The sequence below is a fragment of the Ralstonia sp. NFACC01 genome (genome assembly GCF_900115545.1).
Taxonomy (GTDB): domain Bacteria; phylum Pseudomonadota; class Gammaproteobacteria; order Burkholderiales; family Burkholderiaceae; genus Ralstonia; species Ralstonia mojiangensis.
In genome coordinates this window covers 510,107-535,061 of sequence record NZ_FOWV01000004.1, presented here as the reverse complement: position 1 = coordinate 535,061, position 24,955 = coordinate 510,107, and the positions used below count along the sequence as shown (strand labels likewise).

Annotated in this window: 20 protein-coding genes and 1 riboswitch; of the genes, 16 read left to right on the top strand and 4 right to left on the bottom strand. The window is 65.9% G+C overall.

All coding sequences use genetic code 11. From position 1 onward, the window contains the following. Window positions 1-80: 80 nt before the first annotated feature. Window positions 81-974 (bottom strand): LysR family transcriptional regulator, encoded by an 894-nt coding sequence (locus BM136_RS13440; RefSeq protein WP_092972295.1) that lies wholly within the window; start codon window positions 972-974, stop codon window positions 81-83. Window positions 975-1,108: 134 nt separating this feature from the next. Between BM136_RS13440 and BM136_RS13435 the strand changes: the two genes are divergently transcribed. From BM136_RS13435 to BM136_RS13425, 3 genes are read left to right on the top strand one after another with little or no spacing between them, the layout of a single operon-like run. Continuing rightward, complete coding sequence (locus BM136_RS13435; protein ID WP_027679408.1) at window positions 1,109-1,573, top strand: (2Fe-2S)-binding protein; 465 nt, start codon at window positions 1,109-1,111, stop codon at window positions 1,571-1,573. Then, window positions 1,570-3,774: a xanthine dehydrogenase family protein molybdopterin-binding subunit gene (locus tag BM136_RS13430; protein WP_092972294.1), complete on the top strand. Its 2,205-nt coding sequence runs from the start codon at window positions 1,570-1,572 to the stop codon at window positions 3,772-3,774. The genes BM136_RS13435 and BM136_RS13430 overlap by 4 nt, the downstream gene beginning before the upstream one ends. An 8-nt stretch (window positions 3,775-3,782) precedes the next feature. After that, window positions 3,783-4,712: a LysR family transcriptional regulator gene (locus BM136_RS13425; RefSeq protein WP_092972293.1), complete on the top strand. Its 930-nt coding sequence runs from the start codon at window positions 3,783-3,785 to the stop codon at window positions 4,710-4,712. On the opposite strand, the gene BM136_RS13420 is transcribed toward BM136_RS13425, so the two are convergent. Next, complete coding sequence (locus BM136_RS13420; RefSeq protein ID WP_175537131.1) at window positions 4,688-5,704, bottom strand: AraC family transcriptional regulator; 1,017 nt, start codon at window positions 5,702-5,704, stop codon at window positions 4,688-4,690. The genes BM136_RS13425 and BM136_RS13420 overlap by 25 nt on opposite strands. Window positions 5,705-5,874: 170 nt before the next feature. On the opposite strand from BM136_RS13420, the gene BM136_RS13415 reads away from it, so the two are divergent. The 6 genes from BM136_RS13415 to BM136_RS13390 all read left to right on the top strand — a co-directional run bounded on the left by BM136_RS13415 (window position 5,875) and on the right by BM136_RS13390 (window position 13,248). Beyond that, window positions 5,875-7,008, top strand: a complete 1,134-nt coding sequence (locus BM136_RS13415; protein ID WP_092972331.1) for an acyl-CoA dehydrogenase — start codon at window positions 5,875-5,877, stop codon at window positions 7,006-7,008. A gap of 61 nt (window positions 7,009-7,069) precedes the next feature. Beyond that, window positions 7,070-8,764 (top strand): AMP-binding protein, encoded by a 1,695-nt coding sequence (locus tag BM136_RS13410; protein WP_092972292.1) that lies wholly within the window; start codon window positions 7,070-7,072, stop codon window positions 8,762-8,764. A gap of 72 nt (window positions 8,765-8,836) precedes the next feature. Next, window positions 8,837-10,384: a CoA-acylating methylmalonate-semialdehyde dehydrogenase gene (locus BM136_RS13405; protein WP_092972291.1), complete on the top strand. Its 1,548-nt coding sequence runs from the start codon at window positions 8,837-8,839 to the stop codon at window positions 10,382-10,384. Between the two features lie 19 nt (window positions 10,385-10,403). Then, window positions 10,404-11,297, top strand: coding sequence for a 3-hydroxyisobutyrate dehydrogenase (gene mmsB, locus BM136_RS13400; protein ID WP_092972290.1), 894 nt, complete (start codon window positions 10,404-10,406; stop codon window positions 11,295-11,297). Beyond that, window positions 11,297-12,094: an enoyl-CoA hydratase gene (locus BM136_RS13395; protein ID WP_092972289.1), complete on the top strand. Its 798-nt coding sequence runs from the start codon at window positions 11,297-11,299 to the stop codon at window positions 12,092-12,094. The genes mmsB and BM136_RS13395 overlap by 1 nt, the downstream gene beginning before the upstream one ends. Further along, a complete protein-coding gene (locus BM136_RS13390) occupies window positions 12,091-13,248 on the top strand; it encodes an enoyl-CoA hydratase/isomerase family protein (protein ID WP_092972288.1) in 1,158 nt (385 codons plus the stop codon). Before BM136_RS13395 ends, BM136_RS13390 begins: the two co-directional genes overlap by 4 nt. A gap of 68 nt (window positions 13,249-13,316) precedes the next feature. On the opposite strand, the gene BM136_RS13385 is transcribed toward BM136_RS13390, so the two are convergent. Beyond that, window positions 13,317-14,810 (bottom strand): acyl-CoA synthetase, encoded by a 1,494-nt coding sequence (locus tag BM136_RS13385; protein ID WP_092972287.1) that lies wholly within the window; start codon window positions 14,808-14,810, stop codon window positions 13,317-13,319. 333 nt (window positions 14,811-15,143) lie between these two features. Here BM136_RS13385 and BM136_RS13380 point away from each other — a divergent pair, with 333 nt between their 5' ends. The 4 genes from BM136_RS13380 (at window position 15,144) to BM136_RS13365 (ending at window position 21,369) form a co-directional block, all read left to right on the top strand. Beyond that, complete coding sequence (locus tag BM136_RS13380) at window positions 15,144-17,978, top strand: xanthine dehydrogenase family protein molybdopterin-binding subunit (protein WP_092972286.1); 2,835 nt, start codon at window positions 15,144-15,146, stop codon at window positions 17,976-17,978. Further along, window positions 17,975-18,535: a (2Fe-2S)-binding protein gene (locus tag BM136_RS13375; RefSeq protein ID WP_065854089.1), complete on the top strand. Its 561-nt coding sequence runs from the start codon at window positions 17,975-17,977 to the stop codon at window positions 18,533-18,535. The genes BM136_RS13380 and BM136_RS13375 overlap by 4 nt, the downstream gene beginning before the upstream one ends. Window positions 18,536-18,540: 5 nt before the next feature. Next, window positions 18,541-19,821, top strand: coding sequence for a cytochrome c (locus BM136_RS13370; RefSeq protein ID WP_092972330.1), 1,281 nt, complete (start codon window positions 18,541-18,543; stop codon window positions 19,819-19,821). A gap of 112 nt (window positions 19,822-19,933) precedes the next feature. Continuing rightward, window positions 19,934-20,011: riboswitch (Fluoride riboswitch) on the top strand. A gap of 77 nt (window positions 20,012-20,088) precedes the next feature. Then, on the top strand, window positions 20,089-21,369 hold the full coding sequence (locus tag BM136_RS13365; RefSeq protein WP_092972285.1) for a voltage-gated chloride channel family protein: 1,281 nt from the start codon (window positions 20,089-20,091) through the stop codon (window positions 21,367-21,369). 39 nt (window positions 21,370-21,408) lie between these two features. Here BM136_RS13365 and BM136_RS13360 read toward each other — a convergent pair whose 3' ends face one another. Then, window positions 21,409-22,119, bottom strand: coding sequence for an IclR family transcriptional regulator (locus BM136_RS13360; protein WP_092972284.1), 711 nt, complete (start codon window positions 22,117-22,119; stop codon window positions 21,409-21,411). A gap of 171 nt (window positions 22,120-22,290) precedes the next feature. Between BM136_RS13360 and BM136_RS13355 the strand changes: the two genes are divergently transcribed. Genes BM136_RS13355 through BM136_RS13345 form a run of 3 tightly spaced genes read left to right on the top strand, consistent with a single transcriptional unit; the run spans window position 22,291 to window position 24,895 of the window. Then, window positions 22,291-22,989 (top strand): RraA family protein, encoded by a 699-nt coding sequence (locus tag BM136_RS13355; protein ID WP_092972283.1) that lies wholly within the window; start codon window positions 22,291-22,293, stop codon window positions 22,987-22,989. Then, the gene (locus BM136_RS13350; RefSeq protein ID WP_092972282.1) at window positions 22,989-23,939 is read left to right on the top strand and encodes an NAD(P)-dependent oxidoreductase; all 951 of its coding nucleotides are present in this window, start codon (window positions 22,989-22,991) and stop codon (window positions 23,937-23,939) included. The genes BM136_RS13355 and BM136_RS13350 overlap by 1 nt, the downstream gene beginning before the upstream one ends. Next, window positions 23,939-24,895, top strand: coding sequence for an SMP-30/gluconolactonase/LRE family protein (locus tag BM136_RS13345; RefSeq protein ID WP_092972281.1), 957 nt, complete (start codon window positions 23,939-23,941; stop codon window positions 24,893-24,895). The genes BM136_RS13350 and BM136_RS13345 overlap by 1 nt, the downstream gene beginning before the upstream one ends. Window positions 24,896-24,955 lie beyond the last annotated feature (60 nt).

Sequence of the window (24,955 nt, the reverse complement as noted above, 5' to 3'; positions counted from 1 at the left end):
GCCGGGGGCCGGCCAATACTATTTGGCGGCGGTCTTGATACGTTGCCGATATCGGCAAGCGGCCGGAGGGAGAAGCGGCCTCAGCCGCCCAGCGTGTCGCGTGCGAGTTGTTGCACCGCGCTCACCACGGCCTGCGCACGCTGCCCCTGCCCGCGCTGCCAGACGGCATACAGGTTGTAGTGCGCGGGGATGGCGACGTCCGTCAGCGGGACGAGGCGCTGATGCTGCAGCGCATCGGCTGCGAGCAGCCCGCGGACGAGCGCCACGCCAATGCCGGCCTCAGCTGCGGCGACCATGTTGGCGGCGTTGTCGAAGGCCGCCACCACGGCGGGTTCCAGCGGCTCCAGGCCGGCGGCGTCAAGCCATGGAATCCACGAGCGCCGCGTGTAGCCCAGCAACGGCAGCGCCGTCGCGGCCGATGGGGCCAGCGGCGCCTGCACGCCATGGCGTTCCAGCAGTGCCGGCGCTGCCACCGCGGTGACGTGGTCGCCACAGATCAGGGCCATCTCGCAGTCATCCCATTCGCCATAGCCGTAGCGCAGCGAGACATCTACGCGCTCGAACGACGGCCGTTCGCCGCGCGTGGTCGACAGGAACATCACCTGGTAGCCGGGCAGCGCCGCCAGCAACTGCGGCAGGCGCGCATTGAGCCAGCCCTGCGCCAGCTCGCTGTCGACATCGACGATGAGCGTTTGCGGCACGTGCCGGTTGCGCACCGAAGACAGCGCCCGGTCCACCTGCCCGAAGCCGTCGGTCAGCATGCTCGCGAAGAGCTGACCCGCATCGGTCAGCACGATGCCGCCCGCCTCACGCACGAACAGCGGCTGGCCGATGAACTCCTCCAGCGAGCGGATCTGCTGGCTGATCGCGCTGTGTGTCAGGTCCAGTTGCTGCGCGGCCTTGGTAAAGCTGCCGGTGCGCGCGGCCTGCAGGAAGGCATGCATCGACTGGATCGACGGATAACGCTTGTACATGGCGGCGGCAGGTGAGCTGTTAGTTCGACTTACACGGGCTGGCAGAAATCGTCGCTGGCGGGGTGCCCGTGCGCGGCTTCATATTGCAGCCAGGCGCGGCCGCATGAGACGGCCCGATTCTGGAGGAGACAATGATGACCGAGATTATGGTCAATGGCGCGCCCCACGCGCTGGATGACGCCGATGCAGACATGCCCCTGCTGTGGGTGCTGCGCGATCGGCTCAAACTGACGGGCACCAAGTTTGGCTGCGGCGGCGGCTTTTGCGGGGCCTGCACCGTCCATCTGGATGGTGCGCCGATCCGCGCGTGCATCACGCCGGCATCGGCAGCGGCCGGACACAGCGTGACCACCATCGAGGGCCTGTCGAAAGACGGCACGCACCCGCTGCAACGCGCTTGGGTAGCTGAAGACGTACCGCAATGCGGCTACTGCCAGTCGGGGCAGATCATGTCGGCTGCGGCGTTGTTGGCGGCAGGCACGCCCGTCAACGACGAAGCCATCACGAATGCCATGGCGGGCAACATCTGCCGCTGCGGCACCTACGGGCGCATTCGCCAGGCCATCAAGCGTGCCGCCGACGAGCGAGGCAAGGCATGAACGCGCCGCGTGATTTGCATGCACCCTCGCGCCGCCGTTTCCTGCAGCAAGGCGCGCTGCTGACGGCGGGCCTGGCAGTCGGCTTCCGCATGCCCGATGCGCTGGCTGCCGGCAAGGATGTGGCTGCGGGTGAGTTCGAGCCCAATGCCTGGGTGCGGGTGCTGGCCGACAACACCGTGAAGATCGTCGTCCACAAGCACGATTCCGGCACCGGCACGCAAACCGCGCTGGCGGCGTGCGTGGCCGAAGAGCTGGATGTCGACCCGATGCACATTGCCGTCATCACGCCAGAAGACCCGTTCTTTCTTGAATACATCCACCCGATCTGGAAGGTGTATTCCACCGGCGGCAGCACCAGTGTGTCGCTCGAATATGCGCGCCTGCGGCAAGCCGGCGCCACGGCGCGCGCAATGCTCGTGAGTGCAGCGGCGCAACGCTGGGGTGTGCCCGCCGCCAACTGCGGCACGGCCGGCGGCACCGTCATCTGCAGTGACGGCCGCAAGGCCACCTACGGCGAATTGGCCGATGCTGCGGGCCGCCTGCCTGCGCCTGCCAACGTGACGCTGAAGAACCCGGCGGATTTCAAATACATCGGCAAGCTGCGCCACAAGCGCGATGCGCTGGCCAAGGCCACAGGCCGGTTCCAATACGGCATCGACGTGTCGTTGCCAGGCATGCTGGTGGCAGTGGTGCAGCGTGCGCCCATGCCCGGCGCGCGTGTGCGCCGCATCGACAGCGCCGAGGCGCTGAAGGTGCGCGGCGTGCGCCAGGTCATCACCATCCCGATGCGGCCCGATGTGCTGGGCGGCAATCAGGAGGGCGTGGCCGTGCTGGCCGACGACTACTGGGCGGCCAACAAGGGCCGCGCGGCGCTCAAGGTCGAGTGGGGCGACAGCGCCTTCGCCGATTTCGACAGCGGCCATGTCGCCCAGCACCAGGCCGCTTGGCTCGCCAGCGGCAAGGCGCGCGTTGTGCACACCGTGCAGACCGGCAACACGGACGTGGCGATGGCCCACGGCGCAAAGCGCATCGACGCGGCCTACCGCATGCCCTACAAGCAGCAGAACCCGCTGGAGCCCGTCAACATCACCGCATGGTTCAAGGACGGCGCGATCCAATACTGGGGCGGCATCCAGGTGCCATCCACCGCCATGGAAGCGGCCGAGACGATCTGCGGTGTGCCGCGCGACAAGGTAGTGCTGCACGAGATGGTGTCGGGCGGCAGCTTTGGTGCGCGCGAGAGCAAATACTGGCTGTTCGAGGCGAGCTATCTTGCAAAGAAGACCGGCGTGCCGATCAAGCTGATGAACAGCCGCGAAGACGAGATGCGCGCGCTGTACGGCCACCCCGCCACGTATCACCGCCTCGAAGGCGCGCTTGATGCGCAGGGCCGGCTCGATGCGCTGCGCATCCGCGCGGTGTCGCCCGCATCGCCGGAACAGTGGGAGCCGGGCTACTTCGACCGCCCCGACCGCATGGATTACAGCACCACCGAGGCCATCTCGAAGTGGGATTTTCCGTACCGGGCCAACCATATGGATATCGGCTGGGTCCGGCACGAGACCGGTATCCCGACTGGCTGGTACCGGGCGGTCAGCTTTATCCCCAACGTGTTCGCCACCGAGAGCTTCATGGACGAGCTGGCCGTGGCGGCCAAGCGCGACGCAGTCGACTTTCGCGTCGCACACATGGCCGAGCGGCCGCGGCATGTGCACGTGCTGCGCACCGCCGCGCAACGCGCCGGGTGGGGCAAGGCGGCGCATGGACACGCCCTGGGCGTCGCCACGCATCAGGCGTATGACAGCTACATCGCCGTGGTGGCCCAGGTGGCCCGCAAGGACGGCCGCGTCGTCATCGAAAAACTCACGTGCGTGGCAGACGTCGGCTTGGCCGTCTCGCGCACCGGCGTGGAAGAGCAGCTATATGGCGGGCTGATGTGGGGCCTCGGCCACGCGCTGTTCGATCGCATCGACATCCAGGGCGGCGCGGTGCAGCAAAGCAACTTCCATGACTACCCCGTGATGCGCATGTCGGACATGCCCGCCATCGACATCGTCATCATCGATGGCAACCGCGACAAGCCCGGTGGTGTGGGCGAACTGGCCAACCCGCCGGTGGCGCCCGCCCTTGCCAACGCCATCTTCCGGCTGACCGGCAAGCGCCAGCGCGAGACGCCGCTCAGCTTCGACCTGAAGGCGTAGCGCATACCGTGGACATCCGCCTGCTGCGTTATTTCTCGGTGCTGGCCGACGAGCTGCACTTCGGCCGGGCGGCGGCGCGCCTGTTCATGTCGCAGCCGCCGCTGAGCCAGCAGATCCGGCTGCTGGAAGACGAGATCGGCACGCCGCTGTTTGTGCGTAGTCACCACCGCGTGGAACTGACGGCGGCCGGGCGCACGCTCAAGGAGCAGGCGCCGCTGGTGTTCGCCCAGCTCAACCGCGCGCTGGACCTCACCCGGCAGGCGGGCCGCGGCCAGGTTGGCGAGCTGGAAATCGGCATGATCAGCTCGGTGATGGTGGGGCTGCTGCCCGAAGCGCTACGCCAGTTTCGCGAGCGCTACCCCGGCGTTGAATGGCGCTTGCAAGAGATGACGCCCGCCGCTCAGGTGGCCGCGCTCAAAGAGCGCCGCATCGATGCATGCATCTTCCGGCTGGGGCAGGAAGACCCCGCCGTGCGCAGCGAACTGCTGCAGCACGAGCCGATCGTGATGGCGTTGCCCGCCACGCATCGCCTGGCCGGGCACACCAGCCTGGCCCTCGGCGAGTTTGCCGGCGAGCCGTTTGTTGCGTTCGAATCCAAGCGATCGCGCTTTGCTGATCACCTGCTGCATCTGTGCATCCAGGCCGGCTTTGCGCCGCTCGTGCGCCAACAGGTGACCGAAGTGCAAACGCTGTTGGCGCTGGTGAGCGCGGGCTTTGGTGTGGCGCTGCTGCCTGGCTCGACGGCCAGTCTGGCGCCGCCCGGTGTGGTCTTCCGCCCGCTGGAGCCGGCGCTGCCTGCTGTGCCGCTGTACGTCCACTATCGTGTGGACGATCACTCGCCGGTGCTCAAGGCGTTTCTGGAGACGCTGCGGGAAGTGAGCGGCACGGCCGGGGACGCGGTCGCCGCGCAGCCTCAGCCTGCGCCGGCCAGCCGATAGTCCGTTGGCCGCATGCCGGTCCATTTGCGGAAGGCGCGGTGAAAGGCGCTCGGTTCGGCAAAGCCGACCGCGACGGCAATGTCGGCGATGGTGCGGCGCGTGTCCTGCAACTGGCCGATGGCAATGTCGCGCCGCAGGTCGTCCTTGATCGACTGATACGTGTGGCCCTCCAGCTTCAGGCGCCGCCGCATGGTGGCCTCGGCCACGTTCAGCTTGAGCGCCATTGCGTCCGACGCGGGCCAGCTGGCCACGGGAAGATTGCGCAGCGTCTTGCGCACGCGCGCGGCGAAGGAATCCGGGTTGCGGTACTTGACGATGAAGTTGCCCGGCGCGTCGCGCAGGAACGTCTTGCTGGACGCGGCCGTCTGAATGACCGGCAGGTCAAGAAAGTCCGGCGATAGGTCGACGAACGACGCATCGTGCTTGAACGCCATGTCGTCACAGAACATCAGGCGATATTCCTGCGCATCCTGCGGCGCCGCACAACGGAAGCGCGCGGCAATGAACGGAATGCGCCGCCCCACGAGCCAGCACACCAGTCCGTAGACCATGATGAGCCACGTGGCGTAGGTGAACATGGGCGGCACCCGCGTGCCCTTGCGGTGCACAAAGACAAGACGCACACGCTGATCGTCTTCTTCAACGCGCACATGCAGATCGTCCAGCACCAGGCGCAGAAAACCCGTGGCCCGTGCGAGCGCCTGTCGGCCCGTGCGCGCGGTCAGCGCCGCCTGCGTCATTGCCACGAAGCTGCCCCAGCGCATGGGGTGCGCATCCTGCCCGAAGAACTCGTCGTCCATGGCCTGCGCAATGCCGGCCCACAGCGCGCCGTACTGCGCCGATGACACACGGCTGCGCGGCTGCGCCAGCATCTGCGGCGTGATGCCCGCGGCGGCCATGATGTGCTGCATGTCCACGCCATGCGCGCGGGCGCGCGTCACCGCCTCGTTGACGAGGCTGACGGAGACCGTTCCTTTTTCGTTGTTTTTCATCGGTATGGCAAATCCGCTCACGCAAGTTGATCGTGACGGGCATCGAAGCCGCCCAGCCGCGTGCCTACACTTTTCCCCATCGAACCCAAGCGCCGCAGGCTGCACAGTGTAAGGCGCCTGCACAGGCAGCGTCACGCGGCACCGGTCAGCAAACAAGCAAGAGCCAAGCGATGGACGACTTCTATACCGAAGAGCAGCGGATGATCCACGACGCTGCGCGCGACTTTGCCACCGAGCGCCTGGCGCCCAACGCCGCGCAGTGGGACCGTGACGGCGCCTTGCCCGACGAGGTGGTGCGCGAGATGGGCGAGCTGGGCCTGCTGGGCATGATCGTGCCGGCGGAGTGGGGCGGTTCGTACACCGACTACTTGGCCTATGCGCTCGCATTGGAAGAGGTGGCCGCCGGTTGCGCTGCCAGCGCGACGATGATGAGCGTGCACAACTCGGTCGGCTGCGGCCCGATCCTCAAGTTCGGCACCGAGGCGCAGAAGGCGCGTTACCTGCCGGATCTGGCCACCGGCCGCGCGATTGGCGCGTTCTGCCTGACCGAGCCGCATGCGGGCTCGGAGGCCAACAACCTGCGCACGCGTGCGGTGCTGCGCGACGGTTATTGGGTGCTCAACGGCAACAAGCAGTTCGTCACCAACGGCGCACGCGCGAACATCGCCATCGTCTTTGCCGTGACGGACCCTGAGGCGGGCAAGCGCGGCATCTCGGCCTTCATCGTGCCGACTGACACGCCGGGCTTTCACGTTGGGCGGCCCGAACACAAGCTTGGCATTCGCGCGTCGGACACCTGCCCGATCACGCTGGAAGACTGTGCGGTGCCTGAGGAAAACCTCCTGGGTGAACGCGGTGAGGGCCTGAAGATCGCATTGTCGAACCTGGAAGGCGGACGCATCGGCATTGCCGCACAAGCCGTGGGCATTGCGCGCGCCGCGTTCGATGCGGCACGCAACTACGCGAATGAGCGCATCCAGTTCGGCAAGGCGCTGCGCGAGCACCAGACCATCGCCAATATGCTGGCCGACATGGCCACGCGCCTGAATGCGGCGCGCCTGCTCGTTCACCATGCGGCGCGCCTGCGCAGCGCAGACAAGCCGTGCCTGTCGGAGGCCTCGCAGGCCAAACTTTACGCATCGGAACTGGCCGAGGAAATCTGCTCCAACGCCATCCAGATCCACGGCGGCTACGGCTACCTGGCCGACTACGCCGTCGAGCGCCACTACCGCGATGCACGCATCACCCAGATCTACGAAGGCACCAGCGAAGTCCAGCGGATGGTGATCGCACGGCACGTCTAGCACGCACCGCGCACATCGACCGCATACGAAAGAGCGCAAACGCGCCGACCAGGAGACGACGATGAACGAAGCGGTATCTGCAGCACAGGGTTTTGTGGAAGCGCGCGATTTTCTGCTGCGCCATCGCACCGACTACGACCGCGCGTATCGCGAGTTTGCGTGGCCGAAGCTGGACACGTTCAACTGGGCGCTCGACTACTTCGATGTCATGGCGCGCGGCAACGACAACCCGGCGCTGTGGATCGTCGATGACGCGCAGGGCGGTGGGTTGAAGCTCTCGTTTGCGCAGATGTCGGAGCGCTCGTCGCGCATGGCGAACTTCCTGCGCGGGCTGGGCATCGTGCGTGGTGACCGTCTGCTGCTGATGCTGCCGAACCGCGTTGAACTGTGGGACGTGATGCTCGCGGCGATGAAGCTCGGTGCGGTGGTGCTGCCGGCCACGACGCAGCTATCGCCGGATGACGTGCGCGACCGCGTTGAACTGGGCGGCGCGAACTGCGTGGTCGTCGACGCGGCGGAGTTGCACAAGTTCGATAGTGTGGATGCGAGCGTCAAGCGCATCGCCGTGGGTGCGCAGCGCGATGGCTGGGTCGACCTGGCAGAAGCCTACGATGCGCCCGCGCAGTTCGTGCCCGACGGGCCGACCAAGGCGACCGACCCGCTGCTGCTGTATTTCACCTCGGGCACCACGTCCAAGCCGAAGCTCGTCGAACACACGCACCAGAGCTATCCGGTCGGCCACCTGTCGACCATGTACTGGATCGGCCTGCAGCCTGGCGATATCCACTGGAACATCAGCTCACCCGGCTGGGCGAAACACGCGTGGAGCTGCTTCTTCGCGCCGTGGAATGCGCAGGCCTGCGTGTTCGTCTACAACTACGCGCGCTTCGTGCCGAAGGACACGCTGGATGTGCTGGTGCGCTTTAATGTGACCACGTTGTGCGCGCCGCCCACCGTGTGGCGCATGCTGGTGCAGGAACCGCTGGCGTCGTACGCCGTCAAGCTGCGCGAGATCGTTGGTGCGGGCGAGCCGCTGAACCCCGAGATCATCGAGCGCGTGCGCAGCGCCTGGGGCGTGACCATTCGCGACGGCTTCGGTCAGACCGAGACCACCTGCCAGATCGGCAACACGCCGGGCCAGCCGGTCGTGCCAGGGTCGGTCGGTCGCCCGCTGCCTGGCTACCGCGTGGAGCTGGTCGACCACGACGATCAGCCCGCCAGCGAAGGCGAGATCGTGCTGCCGCTCTCGCACCGCCCGCTCGGCCTGATGCAGGGCTACGCCAACAACGCCAAAGCCACGGGCGAGGCCATGCGCAACGGCTATTACCACACGTCCGACGTGGCGATGCGCCGCGACGACGGCTACTTCGTCTACGTGGGTCGCACCGACGACGTGTTCAAGTCGTCCGACTATCGGCTGAGCCCCTTCGAGCTGGAAAGCGTGCTGATCGAGCACGAGGCCATTGCCGAGGCCGCCGTGGTGCCGAGTTCCGATCCGCTGCGCCTCTCCGTGCCCAAGGCGTTCGTGACGGTGCGCCAGGGCTACGAAGCCGGTCCTGAACTCGCACGGGCCGTGTTCCTCTTCTCGCGCGAAAAGCTGGCGCCCTACAAGCGCATCCGCCGCCTGCAGTTCAGCGAGCTGCCCAAGACCATTTCCGGAAAGATCCGGCGCGTGGAACTGCGCCGCCTCGAACTTGAACGTACGCCCCAGCCCGCCCGCATGCCAGGCGAGTACTGGGAAGAAGACTTCGCCTGATTTGCCCGTCCCGCATTGAACCCATTACCGCTACCGCCACCGCAACCGATACCGAATCGCCAGGAGACTCCCATGAGCGCCGTTGCTTCCCTCGCTTCCGCCAAGCCTGCTGCACAGCAGGACACCCCGCCCACCGTCAAGCTGCTGATCGGCGGCGAGTTTGTCGAATCGCAGTCGAAGGAATGGCGCGACATCGTGAACCCCGCCACGCAGGAAGTGCTGGCGCGCGTGCCGTTTGCCACGGCCGGCGAAGTGGACGCGGCCATCCGCTCCGCACACGCTGCGTTTGCCACGTGGAAGAACACGCCGGTCGGCGCGCGCATGCGCATCATGCTGAAGTTCCAGGCGCTGATTCGCGAGCACTCGCCGCGCATTGCCCGCACGCTCACGGCCGAGCAGGGCAAGACGCTGCCCGATGCGGAAGGCGACATATTCCGCGGGCTGGAGGTGGTGGAGCACGCGTGCTCGGTAGGCTCGCTGCAGCAGGGCGAGTTCCTGGAGAACGTGGCCGGCGCGGTCGACACCTACACGCTGCGCCAGCCGATTGGCGTGTGCGCGGGCATCACGCCGTTCAACTTCCCGGCCATGATTCCGCTGTGGATGTTTCCGATGGCGATCGTGTGCGGCAACACGTTCGTGCTCAAGCCGTCGGAGCAGGATCCGCTGTCGACCATGCAGCTGGTCGAACTGGCGCTCGAGGCCGGTGTGCCGCCGGGCGTGCTGAACGTCGTGCACGGCGGCAAGGATGTGGTGGATGCGCTGTGCACGCACGAACATGTGAAGGCGATTTCGTTTGTCGGGTCCACCGCGGTCGGCACGCATGTCTATCGCCTCGGCAGCGAGCACGGCAAGCGTGTGCAATCGATGATGGGCGCCAAGAACCACGCCGTGGTGCTGCCGGACGCGAATCGCGAGCAGGCCATCAATGCGCTGGTGGGTGCGGCCTTCGGCGCGGCGGGGCAACGCTGCATGGCGACCTCCGTCGTCGTGCTGGTGGGCGCCGCGCAGCAGTGGGTGCCGGACTTGATCGCCAAGGCAAAAACGCTCAAGGTGAATGCCGGTGTCGAGCCGGGTACCGACGTCGGCCCCGTCGTCTCGCGTGCCGCCAAGCAACGCATTCTCGGCCTGATCGAATCGGGCGTGCAGCAGGGCGCCACGCTGGCGCTCGACGGCCGCAATGTGCGCGTCGCCGGTTACGAAGACGGCAACTTCATCGGCCCCACGGTCTTTACCGACGTGAAGACCGACATGGACATCTACACCAACGAAATCTTCGGCCCCGTGCTGCTGGTGCTGACCGCGCCCACGCTGGACGATGCGATTGCGCTGGTCAATGCCAACCCGTTCGGCAACGGCGTGGGCCTGTTCACGCAGAGCGGTGCGACGGCGCGCAAGTTCCAGAGCGAGATCGACGTTGGGCAGGTCGGTATCAACATTCCCATTCCGGTGCCCGTGCCGTACTTCAGCTTTACCGGCTCGCGCGGCTCCAAGCTGGGTGATCTGGGCCCGTACGGCAAGCAGGTCGTGCAGTTCTACACGCAAACGAAGACGGTAACGGCGCGCTGGTTTGACGACGCGGTCGATGCCGGCGGCGTGAATACCACCATCAGCCTGCGCTGATCGCACTGGGAGCGTTGTCATGAAAATCGCATTCATCGGCCTGGGCAACATGGGCGCCCCGATGGCGCGCAACCTGCTCAAGGCGGGCCACACGCTGACCGTTTTTGATCTGAACACGCAGGCCGTGGGCGCGCTGGTGGAAGCCGGTGCCATGGCCGCCGCGTCTCCCAAGGACGCCGCGACGGGCGCGGAAACCGTGATCACCATGCTGCCCGCCGCCGCGCACGTGCGCCACGTGCTGACGGCGGAAGACGGCGTGCTGGCGGGCATTGCCAAGGGCGTGCCCATCATCGATTCGAGCACCATCGACCCGGCCAGCGTGAAGGCGTTTGCCGCGCTGGCGGCCGAGCACGGCAACAACTTTGTCGATGCGCCGGTCTCGGGCGGCACGGGCGGCGCGGCAGCCGGCACGCTGACGTTCATGGTCGGCGGCACCGCACAGGCGTTCGAGCAGGTGCGTCCGGTGCTGTCCGCCATGGGCAAGAACCTCGTGCATTGCGGCGACACCGGCGCGGGCCAGGGCGCGAAGATCTGCAACAACCTCGTGCTCGGCATCACCATGGCCGGCGTGGCCGAAGCCATGTCGCTGGGCGAGGCGCTGGGCATCGACCCGAAGGTGCTGGGCGGCATCATCAACACGTCGACGGGCCGGTGCTGGAGTTCGGACACGTACAACCCGTTCCCGGGCGTGATCGAGACCGCGCCGTCGTCGCGCGGCTACACGGGCGGGTTCGGTACCGATCTCATGCTCAAGGATCTGGGCCTGGCCGGTGACGCAGCAAAGTCGGTCCGTCAACCGGTCTACCTGGGCGCGTTGGCGCAGCAGCTCTATCAAACCGTGAGCAGCAAGGGCGATGGCAAGCTGGATTTCTCCGCCGTCATCAAGCTGTATCGGAAAGACGGAGCGGCGTGATGATCGAACTGGAAACGCTGCATGAGGGCACCGTCGCAGTGCTGACACTCAAGCGTCCACCGGCCAACGCGTTCACCCCGGAAGGTCTGCTGCAACTACAAGGCACCGTCGAGCGATTGAACGTCGATGCACGCGTACGCGCCATCGTCGTCACCGGCGATGGGCCAAAGTTCTTCAGCGCGGGCGCCGACCTCAACACCTTTGCCGATGGCGATCGCGATGTCGCGCGCGAGGCCGCTGCACGTTTCGGTGCCGCATTCGAGGCGCTGCAGAATGCGCGCCCGGTGGTGATCGCCGCCATCAACGGCTTTGCGATGGGCGGTGGCCTGGAGTGCGCGCTCGCATGCGACATCCGCATCGCCGAGGCCCATGCCAAGCTGGCCGTGCCGGAGACGGCCGTCGGCCTGCTGTGCTGCGGTTGCGGCACGCAGACGCTGCCATGGCTCGTGGGTGAAGGCTGGGCCAAGCGCATGATCCTGACCGGCGAGCGCGTCGACGCGCAGACCGCCCTGCGCATCGGCCTGGTGGAAGAGGTCGTGGAAACGGGGGCCGCGCGCGAAGCCGCCATCGCCATGGCGCTGCGTGTCACGACCTTGAGCCCGCAGGCCGTCACCTTCAGCAAGCAACTCATCCATCAGGCGCGCAATGGCGTGCCGCGCAGCGCGGCGCTGGCGGTTGAACGCGAGCGCTTTGTCGATCTGTTCGACCACCCGGACCAGCGCGAAGGCGTGAATGCCTTTCTGGAAAAGCGCGCGCCGCGCTGGCATTCCACACACGAATCGGAGACGCTGCAATGAGTGCCGTCCAACTGCAGGCGACGCTGCCCGAGGCAGCCGCTGCCGAGCCCGAGGTGTTGATGCGCGTGGTGAACCGCGTGGCCATCATCACCTTGAACCGGCCGTCGGCGCTGAATGCGCTGTCGCACGGCATGGTGCGCCAGTTGGCCACGATGCTGGAGCAATGCCGCCATGACGACGGCATCGCCGCGCTGGTGCTGCGCGGCGCGGGTCAGAAAGGCTTCTGCGCCGGCGGCGATGTGCGCGCGCTCTATCAGCTTGCGCAACAGGGCCGCATGGACGGCGACGACGGCTGGCTGCAGTTCTTCGTCGACGAATACCGGCTCGATTACGCGCTGCACCAGTTTCCGAAGCCCATCGTTGCGCTGATGGACGGCATCACCATGGGCGGCGGCATGGGCCTTGGGCAGGCCGCACGGCTGCGTGTCGTGACCGAGCGCACGAAGATGGCGATGCCGGAAACGCGCATCGGTTTTCTGCCCGATGTGGGCGCCACGCGCTTTTTGAGCGTGATGTCGCCCGAGCTGGAGCTGTATGTCGGCCTGACGGGCGTGACGCTGACCGGCGCCGATGCGCTGCATTGCCACCTGGCCGACATGTGCGTGCCTGCCGAATGGCTTGCCTCGTTCGAAGACCGGCTGCAGCGCATGCCGCATGATGGCGACCTCATGCAGGCGCTGCGCCGCGTATTCGAGCCGCCGTGCAACATCGTTCCGCACGCGCCGCTTGCACAGGCGATGCCGTGGGTGTTGCGCTATTTCGACCGCCGTTCTTCGGTCGATCGCATTGTGGCCACGCTGCGAGAGAGCCTGGAGCGCGAGCAGGCTCGCGAACCACGCCAATGGCTGCAGGCCACGCTTGACGCAATGACTTCACACTCGCCGACGATGCTGCACGTCACACGCGAAGCGCTGCTGCGCGGTCGGCAGCTGTCACTGGCCGAGTGCTTTCAGATGGAGTTGGGCATCGTGGCGCGCGGAATCCAGGAAGGCGATTTCTGTGAAGGCGTTCGCGCGCATCTGGTAGACAAGGATCACCGTCCGGGCTGGGCGCCGGCAACGCTGCCGCAGGTGCGGCCTGAGCGGGTGCGGCATTTTCTGACGTCACCTTGGCGGACGCAGGCGCATCCGCTTGCAGCGCTCGGCGCGCCGTAGATCGAAGGGCGGCTTCCTCCATGGTGCAGGGGCGCCGGCTTGAACCGCCAGCGCCTCCGTCGGTGGTGCTAAACGCGCCGCTGCCGGTCGCCCCACCATGCATCGCGCAGGCGGCGCTTGGCGATCTTGCCGTTGTCGTCGCGCGGCAGTGCTGTGGTGAATTCAATCTGGCGCGGGATCTTGAAGCCTGCAATCTGGCCGCGCAGCCATTCGATCACGGGCTCAGCCTGCGGGTCTTTGCGTTCGGTCTGGACCACCGCGACAAGGCGCTCGCCGTATTCGTCATCCGGTACGCCAAAGACAGCGCAGTCGACCACATCGGGGTGGCGCAGTAGCGCATGTTCGATCTCGGCCGGGTAGATGTTCACGCCGCCCGAGATGACCATGTCCGATGCGCGGTCGCACACATACAGATAGCCTTCCGCATCGAGGTAGCCCATGTCGCCGAGCGTGACGAGGCCGTCGCGCTCGATCTTGCCGCGTGCTTCGTCATTGCCGCGGTAGGTGAAATCGGGATAGGCGGGTTGGTGGCTGTAGATCAGGCCGATCTCGCCGGTGGGGCAGGGCGTGCCGTCTTCACGCAGGATGCACACGCGCGCGTCGCACACCGGGCGGCCGGCGCTGCCCGGGCGGGCGGCGGCGTCGCGCGGGTCCATCACGGTGATCATGCCGGTCTCGCTCGATGCATACGTTTCGTAGATGACGGGGCCGAGCCAGTCGATCATCTTGCGCTTGATCTCCGGCGCGCAGGGTGCGCCCGTGGAGGCCACAAAGCGCAGCGAAGACAGGTCGTACCGGCTGCGTTCTTCGTCCGTCAACTTGAGCAGGCGCACATACATGATCGGCACGAGATAGACGGTGTCGATGCGGTAGCGCTCGATCTGCTCCAGCACGCGCAGCGCGTCAAAGCGGGCGTTCACCACCAGCAACTCCGCCATCTGCGCGGCTTGCTGTGCGAAGAGGCTCGGCGCGCTGTGATACAGCGGCGCCGGCACCAGCGCACGGCAGCCCGGCACGATCCCGAACGTGGCCGCCACCACGGCACGCGCTTTCTGCAGATGCGCGTCGAGCTGATCGAGCGGCACGGCCTGGCGCACGACGCCCTTGGGCCGGCCGGTGGTGCCCGACGTATAAGCCATGTGCCCGCGCGGAGAAACCACTGGCCCGTCGTACGGCGTCTGCAGCGCGAGCCAGTTGGCATAGCCGTCGGCGCGGTCGGTGCCTTCGGCGTCCACGCGCAGCAGTTGCACGTGGGCCGGCAGCAGCGGTTCCACCGCATCCACGAGGTCGCGATGGCCGATCAGTACCTTGGCGCCCGAATCGCGCACGAGGAACTCCACCTCGGCCGGTGTGAAGTGCCAGTTGATCGGGCAGAAGTAGCACCCTGCGATGCGGCAGGCGTGCATCACGTCGATGTAGGCGGGCGCATTGCGCAGCAGCACGCCGATCACGTCGCCCTCCTGCACGCCCATGCGACGCAAACCACCGGCAAGGGCGGCGCCCCGCGCGAGTAGCGTATCGGCATCGGTCGGGCGATCGTCGAAGATCAGGTGGGCGGTCATGCGTGTCTCCTGCGCGAGGTCTCTGATGGACGGCTGCTGAATCCATGCAGCATGCCGGATCGAACAGCCTTGAACAATCCACGGCCAATTGCGCACACTGGTGAATGCAATTGGACAACGTGCGCCCCGGCAGCGTGAGCGGCGATGCCGAAATGCTGCGTATGCACAAGACAATGCCAAGGCAGATAACGTACCCCAAATAGACGGTATTCATGCCCTCGCCTTGTTTTGCGGCAACGCGCGCACCAAAATCGAAAGAGGCGGAGCCGCCTGCAACACCCGCACTGGCCCGCCTCTCTTTCCCCACATCATCCTCCCCTCGAGGAAGAATTCATGCCGCTTACCCATCCGTCACGCCGCGCTTTTCTCAAAGCGACCGTCGTGGCCGGCGTCTCGGTGTACATCGCACCGCTGGGCGGCCGCGCATTTGCGGCCCTGTTTGAAGAAAAGATCCTCACCCCTGTCCAGTGGGACCCGAAAACCGGTACGCCAAAGTTCCGCATCGACGGCATTGCCAAGGTCACGGGCGACAAGGTCTTCGCACGTGACATCCGCTCGCGCGACATGCCGCACTGGCCGCAGCAGCAATCGCATGCGTTCATCCTGCGCACCACGCTGGCCGATCGCACGTACGAAGGTTTCGATCTGAGCCTGCTGGGTGATGAGCTCAAGCCAGATCGCGTGGTGACGGCAGACGACCTGGCACGCGATGGCGTCGCCTTCCCTGCGTTCTACGGCGACGACATGCTGCTGCCCACGGGCAAGACGCCCGCCTACCTGGGCCATGCCGTCGCCATCCTGATCTACCACGACTTCGCGCGCTTCCGTTTTGCGAAAGACAAGCTCAAGTTCCAGGACAAGATCATCCGCTACGGCGCGCAGACCGGCCCGCTGGAGCGCGACCCCTGGGGCACCTTCCGCTTTGTGCGGGTGGGTGGGGCAGGGCCGTATGACGACGATGTGTTCTCCAGCCTGAAGAACGCGCCGATCTTTCCGAGCATGATGCGCAAGCACGAGCCCGTGTGGCCCGACGGCGTGGACCACGGCAAGCTCGGCGAGCAGGGCATCTTTTACGCCAACCAGATCGCCGCAGAACTCGACAAGCCACCGGCGGGCTGGCTGGTGCTCGAACGCGAGTACAACACGCAATCGGTCGATACCGCCGCACTGGAAAACGACAACGCCAACTGCTGGTACGACAGCACCACGCAGACGTTGTACATGGTCGTGCCCACGCAAAGTCCGGTGGAGGTGGGGGAGAGCGCGGCCGAGATGATCGCCAAGGCCCGCAGCGCGTTCCCGGTAAAGCAGGTGATCGTGCATCCGTGCTACACGGTTGGCTATGGCTCGAAAGACCACTACAACTTCCCGTTCTACGGCCTGGTGACGGCGCTGTATGCCGATGGCAAGCCGGTGCGCCTGGCGAATGACCGCTACGAGCAGTTCCAGACCTCCATCAAGCGGCACGCGTTCAAGATGCGGTACCGCATCGCCGTGGACAGGAAGACTGGCCTGTTCCAATCGTTCCAGGGCCACTTCGAGGCCAACGGCGGCGGGCGTGCCAATTTCTCGCCGTCCGTGGCGATGGTGGGCGCAACGGCCGCGCAGTCGATCTACTACTTCCCCAAGAACGACCTGACTGCCGTGGCGATTGCCTCGCGCGCCGTCGATGCGGGCTCGGCGCGCGGCTACGGCACGCTGCAGAGCATGGCCGCCACCGAGGTGATGGTCGACGAGTTTGCCGAGCAATTGAAGCTCGACCCGATCGAGTTCCGCCTGAAGAACGCGCTGCGTTCGGGCATGAAGAACACGCAGGGCGCGATTCCCGCCGGCGCCATCCGCGTGGATGAAGTGCTGCAGGCGGCCAAGGTGCACCCGCTATGGGTGAATCGCGCGAAGAAGAAAGCCGACTTTGACGCCGCCCACCCGGGCAAGCGCTACGGCGTGGGGTTTGCCTGTGTGCAGAAGGACTTCGGCACGGGCGCCGAGGCGTCGTTTGCCAAGGTGGAAATCCGCGCTGACGGGCAGATCACGCTGCACCACGTGGCGGCGGAAATCGGCACCGGCATGTCGACCTCGCAAGCCGTGGCCGTGGCCCGCTGGCTGGGCCGCCCGGCGTCGGAAGTGCGTGTGGCGGTGACGGAGTGGGCGGACCTGCCCGTTGTCACCAGCGGCGACCCGTACCTCATGAGCCAGGCCGATCAGGACAAGGCATCGGCCAACCCGCGCTGGTCTCCGGCATATGCGTCGCCGTCGAGCGCGACCAACTCGGCGTATTACTTCACGCACAGCACGCGTGAGGCGGCGCGCATCGTCTTCATGCATGGCCTGTGGCCGGCAGCCATGGCGATCTGGAGCCAAGGCATCGGCGGCGGCCAGGCGGCCTCGCTGGTGGTGCGCGTGGAAGACGCGCGCTGGGTCGACGGCAAGCTCACGGCCGGCGGCCTGGAAGCGCTGCCCTACGAACAGATCGTCAAGAAAGCGCACGAACTGGGCCTGGTGACTGGCGCGGTGGTGCACGTGTTCAACCGCTGGCAATGGTCGGAGGCCGATTTCGAGGTGAACGGTGCAGCCACGCGTGTGCCGATTGACGGTTTGTCCGTGCGCTACGGCGACGGTGCCGACGCGGCGCGCAAGGCCAGGATGACCACCCCCGGCGGGTATCACGTGCTGGATCGCAAGAAGGTTTACATCGCACCGACGCAGCGCAACAACGCGTCGGTCACGTACTACAGCGCGGTCGGCACGCTGGTCGAACTGTCGGTGCATGAAGCCAGCGGCAAGGTCGATCTGCTGTCGCACCACACGATCATGGAGTGCGGCACGCAGATATCGCCGCAACTGGTGTCGGGGCAATTGCAGGGCGGGCTCGCCATGGGCATCGGCCACGCGCTGCACGAAGCGCTGCCGCTGTATGAAGACGGCCCCGGCAACGGCACGTGGAACTTCAACCGCTACCACCTGCCGCGTGCGAAAGACGTGGCCGTGTGGACGCAGACCGGCACCGTGCTGCCGCCGGTGTCGGAAACCGATCCGCCCAAGGGCATTGCCGAGGTGGTGATGATTCCGGTGGTGGGCGCCATTGTGAACGGCATTGCGCATGCCATCGGACACCGCTTCACCAGCCTGCCGGTGACCGCGGAAAAGATTCAGGAGGTACTGGCATGAGCAATACGACCATCACGACACAACCGCTCACCGTTCATATCAACGGCAAGGATGTTGGCCCCACGCAAGTGCCCGAGGGGCTGATGATGATCGACTTCCTGCACGAGTACGCCGGCCTGACCGGCTCAAGGCTCGGCTGCGGGCAGGGCGTGTGCCGCGCGTGCACGGTCATCCTCGACAAGCCGGACGGCACCAGCGAAGAAGTGCGTACGTGCATTACCGGCGCGCATTTCTTCCAGAACAAGAAGGTGCGCACGGTGGAAGGGCACGCCAAGCGCGATGAGAAAGGCGAAGTGGTGTCGCTCACGCTCGTGCAGCAGAAGTTCCTGGAGCACTTCAGCTTTCAGTGCGGCTATTGCACGCCGGGCTTCGTCAACGGTGCGACGGTGCTGGTGGAGCGCCTCAAGCGCGAGCCGGTGGCTCGCGACAAGTTGGACGAGACGATTACCGAAGCGCTGAACGACCACATCTGCCGCTGCACCGGCTACGTGCGCTACTTCGAGGCTGTAAAGGACGTCGTCCTCAGCACGCCGGGACTCGTGAAGGACGGCAAGTGATGGCCATGGCTGAACTGACGCAACTCACTCAATGGACGCGAAAGGCGCTGCTGCCACTGCTGGCCGCTGCGGCGTTGTCCGCCTGCGGTGACCGCTCCACCGATATCCCGCCCGCCGCCGACCAGCCGCCCCCAGCCAAGCTGACCGGCGCCGACCTGATCAACCGTGGCCGCGCCCTCGTGCGCGCAGCGGACTGCGCGGCCTGCCACACGGCCAAGGACGGTGCACCGTTTGCCGGCGGCGTGGCGCTGGCCTCGCCGTTCGGCACCTTCTACGGCACGAACATCACGCCCGACAAGGAACAGGGCATCGGCAAGTGGAGCGCGGACGATTTCTACAAGGCGCTGCACAACGGTGTTACGCCCGACAAGCATCTGTATCCGGCGATGCCGTACACGTCGTATCGCGGTCTGTCGCGCGGCGATACCGATGCGATGTACGCCTACCTGACGCAGCAGGTGAAGCCGGCGGCCGTCGCCAACCGCGAGCATGAGCTGCGCTTTCCGTACAACATCCGCATCGCCATGGCGGGCTGGAACGTGTTCTTCCTGAAGAACGCGCTGCCCGACGCATCCGTCGGCAACACAGCGGCCTGGCAGCGTGGCCGGTATCTGGCCAACGCGCTGGGCCACTGTGCGGAATGCCACAGCCCGCGCGGGTTTGCCGGCCAGCTCGATAGCAGCAAGCCGCTTGCCGGTGCGGCGCTGGGCCGTGTGGTCGCGCCGGACATCACGCCTGCCGGCTTGGCGTCACGGGGCTGGACGCAGGGCGACCTGCAGGCGTTCTTCAGTGTGGGCATCGCGCCGCAGGGCTCGGCTTTTGGCGAGATGTACCCTGTCGTCCACCTGAGCACGCAGTACCTCAGCCAGGCCGATGTGGCGGCACTGACGACGTATCTGCTGGGCGACAAGGCGCCCGCGCCGCAACCGCTCAAGCCGGTGGCCGCCATGCCGGAAAATGTCGACCAGCTCAAGGCCGGACGCGCGCATTACCTCGCTGTTTGCGCCGGCTGTCACGGCCGCGATGGCGAAGGCAAGCCGCACGTGGCCGTGCCGATGCTGGGCAACGCCACCGTGCGCAATGCCGACGCGCATAACCTGATCGTCTCGATGCTCGACGGCATTGAAGCGCAGCGCTTCCCGGGCACGGAAGCCATGCAGGAGATGCCCAGCTTCGCGCAGATGAACGATACGGAACTGGCCGATTTGGCCAACTACCTGCGCACCAACTTTGGCGGGCAACCGGCCGATGTCACCGCAGACCGCGTGAAGGGTGTGCGGCAGTAAGCGGAACGCATGACGAAAAAAAGCCGCCCGGTGTCATGCCTGGGCGGGCTTTTTTCCTCGGGGCGGGCGATTGTGCCGGGTTGTGACCGGGGCCGCCTTCAGGCACAATGCGCAACCTTGTGGAGATGGCATTCCTCCCTTAACCGCCGGTCTGCGGATCACGAGACCGGCTGATGATGCCTACAAGTTCCTGAACGAAGGAAGTTGTAGGCACACGCCCAAACGACGTTCTGTCGCTCAGGTTTGAGTTCTTCGAATCTGGTCATCATGAAGAAAACGCTTACACGCTCCGAGCCGCTGCTCATGTTCGGGTATCTGCTGCGCTGGCTCTCGCTGGGGTCGCTCGTCGGCATGCTGGCTGGACTGGGCTCTGCGGTGTTGCTGCTGGCGCTGGATTGGGCGACCAACACGCGCACCGCACACCCCTGGCTGCTGTGGTTTCTGCCTGTGGCTGGGCTTGCCGTTGGCTTGCTCTACCACTACACGGGGCGCTCGGTGGAAGGTGGCAACAACCTGCTGATCGACGAGATCCACGACCCGAAGCGCGTCGTGCCCAAGCGCATGGCGCCGCTCATCCTGCTGGGCACCGTTGTCACGCACGTGTTTGGCGGGTCTGCCGGGCGTGAAGGCACGGCTGTCCAGATGGGCGGCAGCTTTGCGGACTACCTGACGCGACTGTTTTCGCTGACCCCGGCGGATCGACGCATCTTGCTGATGGCGGGGATTAGCGCCGGTTTCGCGTCGGTCTTCGGCACGCCGCTGGCCGGGGCCGTGTTCGGGCTGGAGGTGCTCGCGATCGGCCGTCTGCGCTATGACGCGATCCTGCCGTGCTTCATCGCGGCCATCGTGGGCGATCTGGTACCGCCGTTGCTGGGCGTGCACCACACGCCGTACGCGATTCCTTTTGTGCCGCATCTCACGCCGATCGCGATCGGCTTGGTGGTGGTGGCCGGCATCGTCTTCGGCCTGGCGGGCATGACGTTCGCGGCGCTCACGCATCGGCTCAGCCGACTGTTGAAGCATCACATTGCGTTTGGTCCGCTGCGCCCTGTGCTGGGCGGCAGCGTGGTCGTGGCTGCGGTCATGGCGCTGGGTACCGACAAGTACCTGGGCCTCGGCATTCCCGTCATCGTGGATGCGTTCCACAATCCGCTGCCGGCGTACGACTTTGCCGGCAAGGCGGCTTTCACCATCGTGACACTGGCCTCGGGTTTCAAGGGGGGCGAAGTCACGCCACTGTTCTACATCGGTGCCACTTTGGGCAATGCGCTCGGTTACGTGCTGCCGCTGCCGTTCCCGTTGCTTGCGGGTCTTGGGTTCGTGGCGGTGTTTGCGGGTGCCGCCAATACGCCCATCGCGTCGACCCTTATGGCGATGGAACTCTTTGGCCCCGAGGTCGGCACGTTTGCCGGCATTGCCTGTGTGGTGAGCTATCTCTTCTCGGGCCACACCGGCATCTATCACGCGCAGCGCATTGGCCATGCGAAGCGCCCCGTCGACGCCGCGCCGGCTGGGCAAGTTCCGGCCGAATCTGCCGAGCGCTCTTAGCCCGCGGGCGCGAGCTTGGCTCCAAGCAGCGCCTTCACATCAAACACCGTAGACGCGTTCGCACAGCGCCGCACTTGCGCCAAGCTTGCGCGACAGGTCGGAAGCCGCCTGCAACTGCTTCGTGACGAAATCGCCAGTGGTGCGCGCCGCTTCGAGCCGAGAGGCCGCGCCCGATAGCGTGAGCGCGGCCATGAACTTGTCGCCGGAACCGAAGATGGGCGTGGCAAATGCCGCCGTGTGTTGATCGCGCGCGCCGGAGGTGAACAGCGGCAACTCCGGTGCCTCGTCATACAGCGCTTCACCCAGGCCCCAGTAGCGCAGCACATGGCTGATAGCCGTGTCGTCCAGCGGAAGAGACGTGCCTGGCAGGCGCGTCTCGCGCAGGCCTTCCGACGGTTCAGCGCGAAACAGGCATAGCCGCCGGCCGTGATCAATGACGTAGTACGATGCGCTCTCTCGCGTGGCTGCCGCCAGCGCGTGCAGCACAGGTTCCACCACGGAAGACAAGTGGAACGACTGCTCATAGAGCTTGCCCAGATACAGCAGGCGCGGCCCGAGCGAGTACGCGCCGGACTTGGAGCGAATGACATAGCTCATGCGCTCCAGCGAGTTCATCAGCCGATATACCGTGGTCTTGTGCATGCCAGACGCCTGCGCCAGGGCCGCGAGTGACAGGGCTTCCGCCCCCGGCTTGAAGCAATCCAGCAAGGCCAGCGCCTTTTCTACTGCGGCAACGCCGTCATTCCCCATTTCAAACTCCCCCGAACGCATGAACGACAGGATTGTACTATGTACAACAGTGTTGTATCTGGCGGAAGGGTAAACGCTACTGGATCGCCTCGCTTGCCCTGGCTATAGTGATTTCACTGAGTACACCAGTGTTGTACAGAGCAAAACATCACAGACTGAGGCTAGCTTTTCATGAGTACCCCTTCGCACACCACTTCCGCCATCGTTCGCGATATCGAGCGGGTCTCGCCCGCGCTGGTCGAGGCGGCCGCCCGCTTTCAGGCAGCCATCCTGGCCGACGTTGCCGGCCGCCGAGGCACCCTGAATGGCCGCGTCAAACCGCTCGCTCCGACGATGAAAGTGGTCGGCCCCGCCGTGACGGTTGAAGTCCGCCCCGGCGACAACCTTGCCATTCACGCCGCGCTCGCGGTCGCCAAGCCCGGTGATGTGATCGTGGTGGACGGCAAAGGCGACCAGAGCTGCGCGCTGATCGGCGAAATCATGGCCACGCAGGCGCAGGCCACTGGCATCGCCGGGTTTGTCATCGATGGCGCGGTGCGCGATTCGCACGAGCTGGCGCACGGCACGTTCCCGATTTTTTCTGCCGGCTTGAACCCGTGCGGGCCGACCAAGAGCGTGGCTGGCCGCGTGAACCTGCCCGTGTCGGCCGCCGGCGCGACGGTGCATCCGGGTGACCTGGTCGTGGGCGACGCAGATGGCGTGGTTGTGATCCCGCGTGCCGACGTTGAGCGCATTCTCGTGCTCGCACAGAAAAAGGTGGACGCCGAAGCGGCCCGCATTGCGGCAATCCGCAAGGGCGATACGCGCCCCGGCTGGCTTGACAAGGAACTGCGCGCTGCAGGCATGCTGGCAGAAGGCGAGGCACTGTAATGAGCGCGACTGCAACCAAGCCTGTCCTGCTCGTCACGGCGGCTGATCTGGCACCCCAAGCGCTGGACATGCTGGGCGATTTCGAAGTCGTGTTTGCAGGCAAGCAGCCCACCGAAGACGACATCGTCGCGCTGTGCGCGCGGCACAAGCCGGTGGCGATCATCGTGCGCTACGGCAAGATCAACGCACGCATCATGGATGCAGCCGCCGGCAACCTGCAGGTGATCTCAAAGCACGGCAGCGGTATCGACGTCATCGATCAGGATGCCGCCGTGGCACGTGGCATTGCGGTGCGCGCTGCAGTGGGTGCCAACGCGGCCGCTGTGGCCGAACATGCGTGGGCGCTGATCCTGGCGTGTGCGAAGTCTGTCCCGCAGCTCGACGCGCGTATGCGTGCCGGGCATTGGGACAAGGCGACGCATAAGTCGGTTGAGCTGGATGGCCGCACGCTCGGCCTGGTCGGTCTGGGGGCGATCGGCCGCCGGGCCGCTACGATTGGGCTGGCGTTCGGTATGCACGTGATCGCCTTCGACCCGTACGCCAAGGAGGCACCCGCAGGCGTCAAGCTGGTGAGCCTGGGCGAGTTGTACGCGCAGTCCGACGTGGTGTCGCTGCATTGCCCGTTGACCGCGGAGAACCGCAAGATGCTGAACCGCGACGCGTTCAACTGCTTCAAGCCCGGCGCGATTCTGGTCAACACGGCGCGCGGCGGCCTCATCGACGAACCGGCGCTGGTGGAAGCGCTGGCCAGCGGTCGGCTCCGTGCGGCTGGGCTCGACAGTTTCGACGTGGAGCCGATGACCACGCCGCACCCGTTCCAGGGCGTTGCGAACATCATCCTGTCGCCGCACATCGGCGGCGTGAGCGATGCGGCCTACGTGAACATGGGCAAGGGCGCGGTGGCCAATGTGCTCACAGTGATCGAGGAACGTGCCCGCACGGCGGCGTGATGTCCAGGTTCCTGCTCTCGCCACCGGCGGTGCGTGAAGCCGAAGTCTTCACGCGCATGCCGGCGAAGTTTCGCAAGTCCGATGTCCAGACAGAGTGGGCGCGCGCCAATCGCGGCGGACAAGCCACCGATTCGTTTCTCGAAGGGCCTGTGTGGGGCCCGGACGGCCGCGGCCACGGCCATCTGTACGTGACGGATATCCCGCATGGCCGCGTCTTCCGCATCTCGCCGGCGGGCGATTGGGAGTTGGTGACCGAGTACGACGGCGAGCCCAACGGCATGAAGGTCGTCGACGATGCGCACCTGCTCATCACCGATTACCGCAACGGGCTGATGCTGCTCGACATCAAGCGTGGCGAAGTCACGCCGTATCTGGAGCGCCGCAATTCGGAGCGCTTCAAGGGCGTGAACGACCTGACGTTCGATTCGCACGGCAATCTGTACTTCACAGATCAAGGGCAGACCGGGCTGCATGACCCGACCGGGCGCGTCTATCGCCTGTCGGTGGAGGGCAAGCTCGACATGCTGCTCGGCAATTGCCCCAGCCCAAACGGGCTTGTGCTGTCGCCCGACGAGAAGGTGCTGTACGTCGCCATGACGCGCGGCAACTGCGTGTGGCGTGTGCCGTTACAGGCCGATGGCTCCGTCAGCAAGGTCGGCCAGTTCTTCACGTCATACGGCCCGAGCGGCCCGGATGGTTTGACGATCGACACGGCGGGGCGGCTGTTCGTGGCCAACCCCGGGCTCGGCCGCGCATGGGTGCTGAACCACCGTGCGGAGCCGGACATGGTCTTGACCAGCCCCGCAGGTGCATCGCTCACGAACCTGTGCTTCGGTGGCCCCGAAATGAAGACGCTTTTCATGACCGAATCGGTGTCCGGCACGGTGCTCAAGACCGAGATGGATATCGCCGGCCCGCTGCCGCATCGGGCAAAGCAGACCAAAGCAACGCCCTAGCCCAGCTCATCGATACCCGAACCTGAGCGCTCATAGAAGCGCGATGGAGGAGACCATGCA